The 13,213-nt window shown below is 60.5% G+C and carries 15 protein-coding genes; 7 read left to right on the plus strand and 8 right to left on the minus strand.

All coding sequences use genetic code 11. From position 1 onward, the window contains the following. Positions 1-11: 11 nt before the first annotated feature. The 3 genes from VFO29_10690 to mraZ are packed head-to-tail and all read right to left on the minus strand — an operon-like array spanning position 12 to position 1,766. Entirely contained in the window at positions 12-431 is a 420-nt protein-coding gene (locus VFO29_10690) for a hypothetical protein (protein ID HET9393968.1), read from the minus strand. 3 nt (positions 432-434) lie between these two features. Then, complete coding sequence (gene rsmH / locus VFO29_10695) at positions 435-1,307, minus strand: 16S rRNA (cytosine(1402)-N(4))-methyltransferase RsmH (GenBank protein HET9393969.1); 873 nt, start codon at positions 1,305-1,307, stop codon at positions 435-437. 15 nt (positions 1,308-1,322) lie between these two features. Then, positions 1,323-1,766, minus strand: coding sequence for a division/cell wall cluster transcriptional repressor MraZ (mraZ, locus tag VFO29_10700; GenBank protein ID HET9393970.1), 444 nt, complete (start codon positions 1,764-1,766; stop codon positions 1,323-1,325). Between the two features lie 184 nt (positions 1,767-1,950). Between mraZ and VFO29_10705 the strand changes: the two genes are divergently transcribed. The 5 genes from VFO29_10705 to VFO29_10725 are packed head-to-tail and all read left to right on the plus strand — an operon-like array spanning position 1,951 to position 8,047. Next, positions 1,951-3,726: an aromatic amino acid ammonia-lyase gene (locus VFO29_10705; protein ID HET9393971.1), complete on the plus strand. Its 1,776-nt coding sequence runs from the start codon at positions 1,951-1,953 to the stop codon at positions 3,724-3,726. Positions 3,727-3,776: 50 nt separating this feature from the next. Then, a complete protein-coding gene (locus VFO29_10710; GenBank protein ID HET9393972.1) occupies positions 3,777-4,250 on the plus strand; it encodes a transglycosylase SLT domain-containing protein in 474 nt (157 codons plus the stop codon). Between the two features lie 15 nt (positions 4,251-4,265). Continuing rightward, positions 4,266-5,420, plus strand: coding sequence for an LptF/LptG family permease (locus VFO29_10715; GenBank protein ID HET9393973.1), 1,155 nt, complete (start codon positions 4,266-4,268; stop codon positions 5,418-5,420). Positions 5,421-5,428: 8 nt separating this feature from the next. Beyond that, entirely contained in the window at positions 5,429-7,837 is a 2,409-nt protein-coding gene (locus VFO29_10720; protein ID HET9393974.1) for a hypothetical protein, read from the plus strand. 48 nt (positions 7,838-7,885) lie between these two features. Continuing rightward, positions 7,886-8,047, plus strand: coding sequence for a hypothetical protein (locus VFO29_10725; protein ID HET9393975.1), 162 nt, complete (start codon positions 7,886-7,888; stop codon positions 8,045-8,047). Here VFO29_10725 and VFO29_10730 read toward each other — a convergent pair whose 3' ends face one another. After that, the gene (locus tag VFO29_10730) at positions 8,048-8,713 is read right to left on the minus strand and encodes a hypothetical protein (protein ID HET9393976.1); all 666 of its coding nucleotides are present in this window, start codon (positions 8,711-8,713) and stop codon (positions 8,048-8,050) included. Between VFO29_10730 and lnt the strand changes: the two genes are divergently transcribed. After that, positions 8,694-10,232 carry an apolipoprotein N-acyltransferase gene (lnt, locus tag VFO29_10735; protein ID HET9393977.1) on the plus strand — a complete coding sequence of 513 codons (1,539 nt, stop codon included), beginning with the start codon at positions 8,694-8,696 and terminating at the stop codon, positions 10,230-10,232. The genes VFO29_10730 and lnt overlap by 20 nt on opposite strands. Beyond that, a complete protein-coding gene (locus VFO29_10740) occupies positions 10,229-10,783 on the plus strand; it encodes a hypothetical protein (GenBank protein HET9393978.1) in 555 nt (184 codons plus the stop codon). Before lnt ends, VFO29_10740 begins: the two co-directional genes overlap by 4 nt. On the opposite strand, the gene VFO29_10745 is transcribed toward VFO29_10740, so the two are convergent. The 4 genes from VFO29_10745 to VFO29_10760 all read right to left on the minus strand — a co-directional run bounded on the left by VFO29_10745 (position 10,780) and on the right by VFO29_10760 (position 13,205). Beyond that, entirely contained in the window at positions 10,780-11,103 is a 324-nt protein-coding gene (locus tag VFO29_10745) for a hypothetical protein (protein HET9393979.1), read from the minus strand. The two genes, VFO29_10740 and VFO29_10745, sit on opposite strands and share 4 nt — an antisense overlap. Positions 11,104-11,123: 20 nt before the next feature. Further along, positions 11,124-11,342 (minus strand): hypothetical protein, encoded by a 219-nt coding sequence (locus tag VFO29_10750; protein ID HET9393980.1) that lies wholly within the window; start codon positions 11,340-11,342, stop codon positions 11,124-11,126. Positions 11,343-11,439: 97 nt separating this feature from the next. After that, positions 11,440-12,006, minus strand: coding sequence for a dephospho-CoA kinase (coaE, locus tag VFO29_10755; GenBank protein ID HET9393981.1), 567 nt, complete (start codon positions 12,004-12,006; stop codon positions 11,440-11,442). Then, a complete protein-coding gene (locus tag VFO29_10760) occupies positions 12,003-13,205 on the minus strand; it encodes a S1 RNA-binding domain-containing protein (GenBank protein ID HET9393982.1) in 1,203 nt (400 codons plus the stop codon). Before VFO29_10760 ends, coaE begins: the two co-directional genes overlap by 4 nt. Positions 13,206-13,213 lie beyond the last annotated feature (8 nt).

Raw genomic sequence — 13,213 nt, forward strand, 5'->3', positions numbered from 1 at the left:
GGTTTCCGGTGCTACTTGGCGCCGAACCAGCTCGCCAAACTCGAGAGGAACAGACGCGATCGTCCCTGCGGCGAAGCGGGCGGCAGCGTCACCATTGCAAACTGCGCGGGTTCGCGCATGTGCAACTGTGAGGCCATCTTCGACAAGCGGTCATCGGAGCGGAGCGCCGCCAGGCGGTCTTCGAGCCGTGCCGTTTCCGCCTGCAGCGAAGCGCGCTGACGTCCGGCGCGCGAAACCGAATAGTTCAAACTCGTCAGATTCGCCATGAGCATGACGTAAAACATCACGCCGCATAATACCACCCCGAGTACGCCGCTAAAACGCACGATGCCGGAGTAGCGCGAGCGCGACGCGTGCGACTTGCGCAGATGCGTCGCATGCTTGGCCGTGCGGACGTTGCGCACTCTGGTCTGCGCTTGAAAAGCCACCATCAGTTAGCTCGCCTTCCGTTCGGCCGCGCGCATCTTCGCGCTGCTGGAGCGTGGGTTGCGTTCGATCTCGTCTTGATCGGGCACGATCGGTTTCCGCGTTAAGACTTCCAGACGATCGTCTTGCAAGAACTTGCGCTTGACGATGCGATCTTCCAATGAATGAAAGCTGATCGCCACGATGCGTCCGGCGCCGCGCAGCCGGTCGACGGCACCGTCTAAACTCTCGCGCAGCGCTTCGAGCTCGTCGTTGACCGCGATCCGCAGAGCTTGGAAGATCCGCGTCGCCGGATGGATCCGTTCGCGCGTGCCGGAGCGATGCATCAACCCGCTAATCATGCGCGCGAATTCCAGCGTCGTTCCCGGGAACGAGCCGGCCTTGCGGCGGCGCACGATGGCGCGCGCGATTTTCCGCGAAGCGCGCTCTTGTCCGTAGTCAAAAAATATTTCGGCCAGTTCCGTTTCGCTGGCGCTCATCAGCACGTCGTACGCACTGCGTCCGGCCAGCGGATTCATTCGCATGTCGAGCGGACCCGACTCGCGGAACGAAAAGCCGCGTGTGGCTTCATCAAACTGCATCGAGGAGACCCCCAAGTCGTAAAGCACGCCATCGATCGACTCGATATCGAGCCGATCCAGAACCGCGGGCAGCTCGCGGAAATTCGCATGCACAAAGGTAAAGGCGCGGTCGTCTATACTTGCGGCGATTGAGGCTGCGGTAGGATCCGCGTCGAGCGCAACGAGACGCCCACCCCGTAAGCGGGAGAGGATGCCACGCGAATGGCCACCCGCGCCGAAGGTCGCATCCACGTAGATCCCAGATGGCTTGATCGCCAGCCACTCTAAGGCCGGCGCGTGAAAAACCGGAATGTGTTGCATCGCCCCAGCCCGTCATCAATAAAGCCCCAGCTCCGCCATTAAGTCACCGGCCTCGGAATCGGGCGCGGCGTGCGAGGCGTAGCGCTCTTTGGCCCAGATCTCCACCCGGGTGAGCGAGCCGACCGAAACGACGTCGCGCTCTATGCCGGCGTAAGTCCGCAGCGCCGACGGAATCAGCAGCCGTCCTTGGACGTCGCATGCGACCTCCTCGGTGCGAGCAAAAATATGGCGAACGAGGCGGCGGAAACGCTCGTCTTTCCGCGGGGCGCCCTCGAGCCGGCTGCAAAAGTCAGCCCAGGCCGCCTGCGGATAGAGGGCGAGACACGGGTCCGGCTGAGCGATGGTTAGTACGAAGCCGGTCCCTAGCCGCTCGCGGAAACGCGCGGGCACGATGAGGCGGCCCTTGTCGTCAAGGGCATGCTCCACCGAACCTGAAAAGCGCGGTAAATCCGCGTGCAACCTTCCCTCCCTCGGTCACCACTACGCACCACTTTGCACCACTATACGCCCTCAGCAGGGTGAAGGCAAGATTAAGAAACCACTGGAGATTACTGATCGAACTGATGTTCGATACGCCTGCCGCATAAAAACGCCGGCGCGTTGCCGCAGTTATCGCAAACTTTTCGAACGAACGGGAAGCAATATGCCCGCTAGCCGCGCCTTGAGGATCGGCTCCATCATTCTGTTCACCGGATTTCTGCTGCAAGCGCGGGCCGCGGCAGCTCCGTCATATACTCCGATCGATCCGGTCATGGCGGATCGCACGATCGTTCTGACAGGCAAGTCGCTGACGGTCGATCAAGTGATCGCGATTGCGCGGTACGGTGCGCGCGTTCAGCTGAGTGCGGAAGCCAAGCAGCGCACCGCCGACGCATACGGCTTGCTGATGGAAGCCGCGACCGAAAACGTTCCGGTCTACTGGTTCAATCGTGGCGACGGGCCCGATCGTCACGTGGTGATCTTCAGCGGCGATCCGGACTCGCCGCAAAATAAGGCGCTGCTCGCCAAGAAGCAGCTCGATGCTTTGCGGCGCGGTGCAGTGCAAGGTTATGGTCCGGAGATTTCTGATGAAGAACTCGTGCGCGCGATCATGGCAATTCGCGTCAACACGATGACGTACGAAGCGGCCAGCCCGCAGCTCACGCAGATGCTGCAAGACCTCCTGAACAAACGCGTGACGCCGGTCGTGCAATCGCGGGGCACGGTTGGCGAGGGCGATCTCGCGACGATGGGCAACATCGGCGCGACCATGGTCGGCAGTGGCGATGCATACTATCGCGGCGTGCGCATGTCCGCGGCGCAAGCGCTCGAGCGAGCCGGCTTAAAACCCCTGCAGCCGGGCGCCGCCGACGATGGCGCGCTGACCTCGACCAACGCCTATGCGGCCGCGCAAGCTGCACTACTTGTGAATGATGCGCGCCTCACGCTGGAATGGGCCGACCTCATCTATGCGATGGACCTGCTCGGCATGAACAGCACCGTTACGCCGCTTGCAGCGCCCGTCCAGGCAAACCGGCCATTCAAATGGTTGAACTTTGATGCGCACCGCGTTCTGAACATACTCAAAGGGAGCTACCTCTTCGATCGCGATCCGCTGCGCATTATCCAAGATCCGGAAAGCCTGCGAGCATCGCCGCAACGCCAAGGGTCGGCATGGGAAGCGTGGGGGCGACTGCGCGACGATCTTCAACTACAGATGAACTCTTCCGATCACAATCCAGCCGTGCTCGTAGGCGCTTCGCCCACCGATTCTTGGGAGATGAGCACGCCGGCGATGATGCAGTACTACGTCAAGGGCGGTCCGCACAGCCACGGACAGCACGGCTACGTACTGTCCACTGCGAATTGGGATCCGTATCCGCTCGCGAACAGCGTCGAAGCGCTCACAATCGCGCTGGCAAATATGGATGTTGCGGTCGCGCAGCGCATCGATCGCTTCACCAACACGTTCTTTACTGTCGTCAGCCCGGCGGACGTGCTCGGCCGCACGCCGGCCGATCCCCCGATGCAAGCCTTCACGCCGTACCTGCGCGCCGATCTCTGGCAGCAGATCGCGGATTCGATGAATCCCATTTCGCCCAACGGCGATGCTATTGTCGCCGGCGTTGAAGATCTGCAAGGACATACGCGTCTGAAGCTGGCGCGCGCCCGCTCGGCAGTGGAGACGACGATGCAACTACTGGGGCTCGATCTGCTCAACGCAAGTTACTGGATGGACTTGCGCAAACGGCAAGACGCGACACGGAGCTTCGGAACCGCGCCCGCCACAGCGTTAACCGCCCTGCGAAAGGCCGTGCCGTGGGACTCGGCTGACCGGCCCGCGGGGCCTCTGGGCGAAGCGGCATACGCTTTCATGCGGGAGCACCCGGCCGCGGAGTTCTACCCGGCCGAAACGCCCCCGCAGGCGCCCTCGTTGTAATGAGGGTCGAAGGCCGGATCGATACCATCTAGAAGAGGGTCCTCTAACCCATGAAAAGATTGCTCGGGACTGCGGTATTCCTGAGCTTGCTCGGCGGCTGTAGCGGAGCGGGTTATCTTCCCTATGCGCCGCACGCCCTGAGCCCCGTGCAGATCCAGAATTTGGTGAGTGCCGCCTCGGCGCGGAACGGCGTTCCAGCCGGTCTTACGACCGCTGTCCTCATGGCCGAATCCGCCGGCGACCCGTCGGCGATCAGCAGCGCCGGAGCACAAGGTTTGATGCAGTTGATGCCCGGCACAGCGGCGGGCTGCGGAATCGACAACCCGTTCGATCCGGCGGAAAACGTCGACTGCGGAACGCGCTTTTTGCACCGGCTCTTGAAACGCTACGGCAATAACGTTGAGCTGGCGGTGGCGGCGTATAATGCCGGCCCCGGCGCCGTCGATCAGTATCACGGCGTGCCGCCCTACGCCGAAACGCAAGCCTACGTGGACCGCGTTCTGACGGCTTACCGCAACTACTAGAGAACGATAGCGCGGATGGCCTCCATTTCCGGAGCACGCCCCGCGCCCCTTAACGCGCTCCGCACGCTGCGCCTCCCGCTGCTGGATTCGTACATCCTGCAAGAGTTTTTCTGGCCGTTCGTCATCTCGTTTCTGGCGTTTTTTCTTTTCTGGGGATTCAACATATTCTTTTTGTCGGCGAAGTTCATCCTCGCCGAAAACGCGCCGTTCTTCTTAGTCTTTCGTTACGTACTCTTTCGCGTGCCGCAATCTATTCCGATGGCTTTTCCGTTTGCCGCGCTTTTCGCGACGCTGCTCGGCATCGGGCGGCTGATGGCCGACAACGAGATCAATGCGATCCGCACCTCGGGAATCTCGCTCTGGCGTCTCTGTCTGACGCCGCTCCTCTTCGGATTCGCCACGTTTCTCGTCGCGTGGCTGATGAACGAATTCGTGGCAACCCGATCGGTCGATCTTTCGACCCGAACGTTCTATCAGATCATTTACCACACGTCGTCGCTTCCGGTCGAACCGCAGTTCTTCCGCAAAGATCCGGATACGAACAATGTTTTCTACGTCGGCCGCATTCTGCCGGACGGAAAAACTATGGCGAACGTGCAGATATTCAAGCCGGGACGCAGCGGATTCTGGAACCAGACGATTCAAGCTAAGACTGCGCACATCGAAGGCGCAACCCTGGTACTGAACAACGTCATTCTTTCATTTTATAACCCGCAAGGCTATCTCACGTCGCAGGTCGACCGCTCGCAGGCAACCGTCGGTCTGCCGCTGGGGGAGAGTGCGGGCGAATTCATGAGCAGCGAAAACAACGACGCCTGGACGATGAACTCAGCGCAATTGAGCGCACGCGTGAAGGCGCTGCGCGCTCAAGGCGTCGGCGGTGAAACGCTGGGTAATCTCGAGCTCAGTCTCGCCAGTAAACTTGCATTGCCGTTTGCAGCGCTGGTTGCGGTGCTGCTGGCGTTGCCGCTCGCGATCATCTTCGGCCGAAAGGGACGGCTGACGGGCATGGCGCTCTCCGTCATGGGATTTTTCGCGTATTACTTGCTGCTCCAGGCGGGCGCCGCATTGGCGAGCACGGGCAAGATGAATCCGTACTTTGCCTCGTGGTTGCCGAATATCGTCTTTGCCGTCGGCGGCTTGGCGTTGCTTTGGTACGAAGAGCACTAAGCGCCTCAGTGTTTCGCGGAATCGTTTGCCTCGCGGCCTTTCTCGCCGGCGCCGTGCCGATGCCGTTGCGCGCCCAACCCGTGCGCGCCGAAAACGTGGTGGGATTGCTCAGCGCGCAGTCGTGCGCTGTGCGGACGAGCGCACTGGTGGCGGCTGCTACTCCGACTCCCGCACCAACCGCTTCACCCTCGGCGGGTCCAACAGTTGCGCCCGCGCCGCTGACACCCGGACAGATCTATACGACTCCCTTCCCGCGCAGTTCACCGGTGACGCCGCCGCCGGTTCCGACGCCGACGCCGGCGGCAAAAGCCAGCGCCGGTCCCGTCTACATCGTGCATCCATCGGGCACGCCATCGATCGTGCCCGCCGGATCGCCCACGCCGTCCGCGTCGCCGAACCCGATCGCAGCTCCGACGTTACAGCCGGGCTACGGCGCGATCATTGCCGATAAAATCGTCGGCAATATGCTTAAACCAAACGCGCCCGGCGACGCCATCGGCAACGTCAACATTTTCTATCAGGACGAAATACTCGTCGGCGACAAAGCGCACTGGGACGGCATCCGGACGATCACCATCTCGGGCAACCCCTACATCATCAACAACACAAAGACGTCGACCTACCATGCCGAGGTGATAAAGTTCGACGCGCTTACACAGCAAGCGGAGCTCATCAACGGCCATGGCGAGAGTTCGCAGGGCGTCGAACGCGGCCTAGTCTATTTCAGCGCCAAAGATCTGAAATCGGACGAGCACGGCGTCGCGCACGGCGACTATGCCAACGTCACCACGTGCGAACGCCCGCGTGCCGGGTACCACCTGACCGGCCGCACGCTCGACGTATATCCCGGCGATCGGATGGTCATAAGCAAAGCCGTGCTGTGGCTCGGCGCTGCCGCGGTGTTCTATTTGCCGAAGGTCATCATTCCGTTACGGCGCGTCGAAGACGAACGTCAGCGGCCGTCGTTCTTCCCCGAAATCGGCTACAATTCGACGCAAGGTTTTTATATCAAGGCCAAGCCCGGGTTCGGACGCGACCAATTTTATTACGGATACTACCGCGTCGAATACTACTCGCGCACCGGATGGGCGTTGGGCTACACCGCGTTTCTGGCCGCCAAGAGCGGCAAGCGGCAATCCTCAATTGATTACTATTTGGTCCGCGACCGGCGCGTACAAAAACCCAACTACAACATCAACGCCTCCGACATCGAGAATTTTTCACAGACGTTGAAGGGGCGATTCGGTTTTCAATACGTGAGCAACTTCGGGCCGCTCGTGAACCTGCCGCCCAATCAATCGATCAACGCGGCGGTCACTCATACGGGGCTGAATTCTTCCCAAGGGTACAGCTTTGCGCGAAGCGCGATCCAGGGTCAGTCGAGCACCGACAATTACGGCTTTACGGATACGCGCATCTACGGTGCCGCGGTCACAAATAGTTTCAACTTCAGCCTGACGCGAGCCCAAACGCTGAACAATATCAGCAACAGTTCGGCGGCGACGGTAAACGACGTTTTTCACTGGGCGAACAGGGCCGCCGACTATACGCTCACCTTCGACAAAGAGTTTACAAAGACGCCGTCGCGGCTTGTCAAAGAGCCGGAGCTGCAGGTGCGGCCGCGCGCCTTCTTGCCGCGCTTTATCTTTCCGCTGTCCACGCAACTCACGATCGGCAACTACAACGAACCGCAGACTCCGCTTTCCACGTCGCGCGCCGACTTGTTCGTTACGATGGGCCCCGCGCTTTATCGCTTCCTGGGCAGCGACTTCAGCGCGACCGTGAACGTCCATCAGTTCGCCTACGGTACGGGGGACATGAAGGCGAGCGTTGCACAAAACATGACGCTCTCCACGCCGATCGGAAATCACATCGTCAACTCGATCACGTACGCTGAGACGAACTATAACGGGCCGCCGTCGCTGCCGTTCTCGCAGCTCGACTTACAATCGTCGTTCAACTACAAGAATGCGGCGGACGTATTGCGGTTCTTTAACGGCGACTACTACAACTTCGCACTCAATTTCGGAACCAGCTTCAACCGGCGGGCGCAGCCGGTTCAATATCAGCTGACCATGCGGCCGTCCCGCCGGTCGTACGTGGCGTTGGGCGGCGCGTTCACGCCGGGTTCGGGCCAAGGCTTCTATACCACCAACGTTCAGTTCTCGACGCCCTTCGGGCGCGGCTCGACCTTGCAATTCATCGGCGACATCGACTGGAAGAACAAGGCACGCATCATCAACAAGAGCATCTGGTATAGCCACATCGTGGGCGATTGCTACGTCATTCAAGTGCAATATAACCAGGCCGCGCGCCAGGTCAACGTCACGTTGAGTCTGCTTGCCTTTCCGTCGCGCGCCGCCTCATTCGGCTTGAACACGTCCGGATCGATCATTCCAACCAGTTTAAATTTCTGATCAGGAACCACCGAGGGCGAGCCCGTTCGGGCTGGGTATACCCACTCCATGCAACAGACGATCGAGTGCGCCCACGACTTGTGCAATTGCACGTTGACCGCGGAGATGGAGACCGAAGAATACTGCAGCGCGTCGTGCAAGGACGATGATAGCGGCGGCATCGAGATGGACGCTTGCAACTGCGGCCATCCGCCCTGCGACGTGCAGTAATTACTTCGTATTAACGATTTCGCCGCCGATAATCTGCGCGCTGGACGGATTCACTTGAGGCCAGCCCGCGACGGCGGTCCACTGCTGATCGAAGGTAGTGCTGACGTCGATGCCGGGCGTCCCTGAAGGCGGAAACGTAAACGAGGTGTCTTGCGGGCCGCCTAAGCCCGGAGCGTCGATCGGCTGAAACGTGCCGTTGGTGGTAAACCAGTTGACGTACCACAAATTCGGGTTCGGACCGGTCGGCGTCGGCGTCGCGACAACGCCGTTGAATAACCTCCGGTCGAAGGTCACGATAAATTGATTGGCGGCCGGTTGTGTAAACTGCAACTGCAGCGACGAGTAAATAACATTTGTCGGTAATGGGGCCGTTCCGGACTGCGTAACGTACTGGATGACCTGGACTTGTGAAGACGTGCCGTTTCCGCCCACCACAATCGCGAACGAATAGTTCGCGAAGTTGTTGAGATAGCCGTTCGCATACGGCATTCCGCCCGTCGAAGTGGTGTTGAACATGATGACGTATCTGACGTTCGTGAAATCGAGCGGCTGCGCCGTCGTAAATTTCACTTGCATGAAACCTGAGGCCAGTCCCGAAGGCGTGGTCGTGCGGTCCGGCGTCACTTGACGGCCGCACGCTGCAAACGTGAACGCCGCGATAGACACGACGAACAACAATTTGCGTAACATCGGTACCTCCGTCATCGTTTCCGCCGTCAGTGCGGTGGCGCTAGCGCTTGCGTTTCCGAAGCCGGGCCAAGCGTGGCTCGCCCCGCTGGCGGCGGCGGGCCTGTTCTGGGCTTGGCAACGGCTCTCCTGGAAACGCGCGTTCTTCACCGGATGGTTCGCCGGAACGATTTTTTTCTCCATCAATTTTTCGTGGTTCACGTATACTGTCGGCGATTACGTAGGCGGCTTCGCCTTCGCCGTCGTCTTGATTCCGGCGCTGGTCGAAGGGCTGACCTTCGCGATCAGCGCTGCAAGCGTGCGGCTGGCGTATCGCTTCGCGCCTAGCTGGATCGCGCCGGTGGCCTGCGCGGCGGCATTTACCGTTTTCGAATGGCTGCGCTCGATCGGAATGCTTGCGGTTCCATTTGCGCAGATTGGCTATTCGCAAACGAGCACGCCGCTCGCGGTCTTTGCGCCGTACATCGGATCGATCGGCGTAACGTTCGTCGTCATGCTGCTGGGCGCGTACATCGCGCAGGCGTTCGCGTCACGCAGCGCGCGCGCGCTTGCCGTCGTCGTGCTTGTCGTCGGAATATCCGGCCTTGCGTTTTATGCGGCATGGCCGGCGCGTCACGACCGGCGGATTCCGATTCTGCGCGTCGCGGCGGTTCAGGGAAACATCGCACAAACAATCAAGTGGAACCCGCAGGCGTTTTGGCCTACCGTCAACACCTACGTCGCGCAGACGCGAAGTTTACTCCCGCTGCGGCCGCAGCTCATCGTGTTGCCCGAAACGGTGATTCCAACGGACTTGAACGCCGAGGATTCGGCCGGCGCTCGCCGTTTCGTCCGAGCGCAATTTGCCGGACTTGCAAAAACGCTGCATGCGACGATCGTTGTCGGCAGCCTCGAGACGCGCGGCGGCCGGGAGTACAACGCGCTTTTTACGTTCGGTCCGGACGGATCGCTCGCGAACGTGTACGAGAAGCGGCAGCTCGTGCCGTTTACCGAGTCCTTTCCGGCAGAACGCTGGCTGAATTGGCTTCCGGATTCAAGTTTGATCGGACGCTTCGCCGCCGGGGATGACGACATGGTGCTCTCGGCCGGCGGCGTGAAGTATGCGCCGCTGATCTGCTGGGAGTCGGCCTTTGCCGGACTCGTGCACGCCCAAGTCGCGCGCGGTGCGCAGTTCTTGGTCATCGCGACCGACGACGCGTGGTTCGGCGAAACGTCCGGCACGTTTCAACACGCGCAGATGGCGCAGATGCGCGCGATCGAAAACGGCGAGTGGGTGCTGCAATCGGCTGCGACCGGCATCAGCGGCATCATCGCGCCCGACGGCTCATGGGTGCAACGAACCGCGCTCGACAAGCGCGCCAACGTCGCCGGCACGGTTGGGCTGCCGCCGGGCTCGCTGTTCGCGCGCATCGGACCGCGACCGGTCGGCGTCGCCCTGATCTTGGTTTATATCGGCATCGTTGGAATAGGCGCGCTTAGGAAACCGCGACTGCAATGAAAGGGTGGAATTGGCGTAAGATCGGCTGGGCCGCCGGAACGATCGTGCTCATCTGGCTGATTGTCGGCGTGGTATTGGCAGGGCGCGAGCCGGCGCCGCCGGTGCCGGGCATGCAGCCGCTCACGCTTCACGGCGGACGCGTGACCGGAAATCGCATGAGTACGAAATCCTGGATGTTCGAATACAAGAAAGCGGAGATGTCTTCGGATGGCACGCTTGCGACTGTCGACGGCGTGAAGCAAGGGGTGCTCTACAAAAACGGAAAGCCGTATTTGAGCGTAACGGCGGAGCACGTTTCGGTGAACACGCAGACGTTTGACTTCACAGCCACGGGCGACGTGCACGTCACGCAGATGCAAGACGCCGGCGGCGGAAGCCGTTCGTTCGACACGGACTTCATTCAATGGAACAATGCGACGAAGGCGCTGATGCTGCCGCATCCGAGCGTCGTGCGCAGCGGCGGTCAAACATTGAAGGTGACGTCCATCAACGTCAACTTTAGAACCGGAGAGATCCGCTTCGGCGGATTGCAGGGCGGAATCGAGCCTTAGGGCTCTTTCTCGCCGGCGATTTTCTTTTTCGCCTCCGCGATCAATTTCTTGACTTTCTGACCGCCCTTGTGCCCGATCTCCTCATAAAAATCGGCGCCGTATTTTTCTTTGACGACTTTGCCGCCTTTTTGGCCGATCGATTCGTAGAACTCAATGCCGTGGCGCTCGCGCGTGGCCTTGCCGCCCTTGCGTCCGATCTCTTCGTAGAAGCCGGAGCCATAGCGGTCGCGGACCGTGTTGCCGCCCTTTTTGCCGGCTTCGCGCACGGACATGTCACCGCCGGGCTTCTTTTCGCCGCCCTGGGGAGCCGGTTTTGCCATTGGGATGCCCCGGTTGAGGCCTAGGAGCTCTTACGTTTGAGCTTCTGGCCGCCTTTTTGGCCTATGACCTCGTAAAACGAGGGACCATACTTTTCTTTCGTGGCCTCTCCACCTTTACGGCCGATAGCCTCGTAGAACTCAGTACCGTATTTGGCCTTGACCCGCTCGCCCCCGCGCTTGCCTGCTTCGCGAACAGTCATGCCCCCGCCCGGGTTTTGGACTTGGTCTTGAATCGCCATGGTGGTGTTGCCCCTTATGAGTGAACCTGCGCAGTAAGTACCCACTCGAAGGCTTGTTAAACGAAAACGGGTGCTGCGGAAGGGGCCGGCCGGGTGCTTAGCGCGAGAGCTGTTCGTATACTGCGCGCGTGCGCTCTTTGAGCTGCACGAAGCCGCCGTCGTTTTCAATCACGTACGTCGCGCGCGTGCGAGCCTCCGCGGGATCGATCTGCGAGGCCATGCGGGCGCGGATCTGCTCTTCGCTCAAACCGTCGCGCTGCCGGATGCGCGCGATGCGCTGATCGTCCGGTGCGACAACCAAGACCGAAGCGTCGCACAGTTTGTCATACTCCGTTTCAAACAACAGCGGAACGACTTGAACGATGATCTGCCCGGGTTTGGCATAGGCTTCGTTCGCGGCGGCCAAACGGCGCACGTGCGGATGCACGATCGCGTTGAGGCGTTCGCGCGCGGTCGGGTCGTGAAAGATAATCTCGGCGAGCGCGGACCGGTTTAATGCGCCGTTGCGCACGACCGCCGGCCAACTGCGCGCGATCTCGCGCAGGGCATCGCTGCCCGGCGCGACCGCTTCGCGCGCAAGTTTGTCCGTGTCGATGACATACGCGCCGAATGATTCAAGGCAGCGCGCGACCTCGCTCTTGCCGGATCCGATTCCGCCGGTCAGGCCGACTCGGACGGTTCGCCCTCCGCCGGCACTGCGGGTTCGGTCTCGGTCGCAGCTTCGGTCGAAGCTTCGGTAGCGTCTTCCGGAATCGGAAGCTCCTCGACCTCGATCTTGTCGATCTCTTCGGGCGGAATGTCCGCCACGTGCTGGATCGACGCGGTAATGCGCCGCGTCGAGTGATTGATCGTAAGCAGCGTTACTTCAACCTCTTGGCCCGGGCTGAACTGCGCGCCCGGATCGAACTCGCCTTTCGGCACCATTGCCAAGACGCCGGGCACGATTTCGACCAGCAGGTAATTCGGCGTAACCTTGACGATCTGCGCGCTCAAGCGGTTCGTTTCATAGAGCTTGTTCGCGTACTCGTCCCACGGATCGGGTAACGCGTGTTTGAGCGAAAGGCTGACTTTCTTGGCGTCCGGATCGAACTTCATGATCTCGACGTTCACGACGTCGCCGATCTTCACGACTTCCGACGGATGTTTGATCCGTGCGTAGCTGAGCTCGCTGTTGTGAATCAAACCGTCGATACCGCCCAAGTCTACGAATGCGCCGAACTCGGCCAGCCGCACGACCACGCCTTCGCGGATCTGTCCGACTTCCAGCGTTCCGAGCAACTCTTGCTTCTTGGCATTGAGTTCTTCCTCAAGCACAAGCCGCTGTGAGAGAACGACGCGATGGCGTTTGTGATCGAGATCGATCACTTTCAGCCGCAGCCTCTTTCCAATCAGCTCGTCGAGGTTGCCGATCGGCTGACGCCGGATCTGCGAAGCGGGTACAAAGCCGCGCATGCCGAGGTCGACCAATACGCCACCCTTGACGACCTGCGTCACCGTCGCTTCGATCACTTCGTCGTGCTCGTGCGCTTCGATGACTTTCTCCCACGTCTTGAGCGCGCGGGCGCGCCGCTCGGAGAGAAAGAGCGTGCCGTCGTTGTCGTCGATACGGTGGATCATCACTTCCAGCGTGTCGCCGACTTTTAATTCTTTGGGCTCTATGGCCAACGAGAGTTCGCGGAAAGGCAGCGTGCCTTCGGATTTGCCGCCGATGTCTACCAGCAGTTCATCCTGATACTTCGCGACGATCAGTCCGTTGAGGACTTGTCCTTCGTCCAGGACCTTGAGTGAATCTTCGTAGAGTTGCTGCTCGAGTGCGAGTTGATCTTCTTCCTCGGCTACCGGAGCGGTGGGTGAAGTAGAGATTTTAGAGT

The organism is Candidatus Rubrimentiphilum sp. (genome assembly GCA_035710515.1).
Classification (GTDB): domain Bacteria; phylum Vulcanimicrobiota; class Vulcanimicrobiia; order Vulcanimicrobiales; family Vulcanimicrobiaceae; genus Rubrimentiphilum.

Bases quoted from the DNA above. Each gene is read 5' to 3' on its own strand.
- VFO29_10690 (HET9393968.1), bottom strand. From the start codon at position 431: ATGGTGGCTTTTCAAGCGCAGACCAGAGTGCGCAACGTCCGCACGGCC.
- rsmH (HET9393969.1), bottom strand. From the start codon at position 1,307: ATGCAACACATTCCGGTTTTTCACGCGCCGGCCTTAGAGTGGCTGGCG.
- VFO29_10705 (HET9393971.1), top strand. From the start codon at position 1,951: ATGCCCGCTAGCCGCGCCTTGAGGATCGGCTCCATCATTCTGTTCACC.
- VFO29_10710 (HET9393972.1), top strand. From the start codon at position 3,777: ATGAAAAGATTGCTCGGGACTGCGGTATTCCTGAGCTTGCTCGGCGGC.
- VFO29_10715 (HET9393973.1), top strand. From the start codon at position 4,266: ATGGCCTCCATTTCCGGAGCACGCCCCGCGCCCCTTAACGCGCTCCGC.
- VFO29_10725 (HET9393975.1), top strand. From the start codon at position 7,886: ATGCAACAGACGATCGAGTGCGCCCACGACTTGTGCAATTGCACGTTG.
- VFO29_10740 (HET9393978.1), top strand. From the start codon at position 10,229: ATGAAAGGGTGGAATTGGCGTAAGATCGGCTGGGCCGCCGGAACGATC.
- VFO29_10745 (HET9393979.1), bottom strand. From the start codon at position 11,103: ATGGCAAAACCGGCTCCCCAGGGCGGCGAAAAGAAGCCCGGCGGTGAC.
- VFO29_10750 (HET9393980.1), bottom strand. From the start codon at position 11,342: ATGGCGATTCAAGACCAAGTCCAAAACCCGGGCGGGGGCATGACTGTT.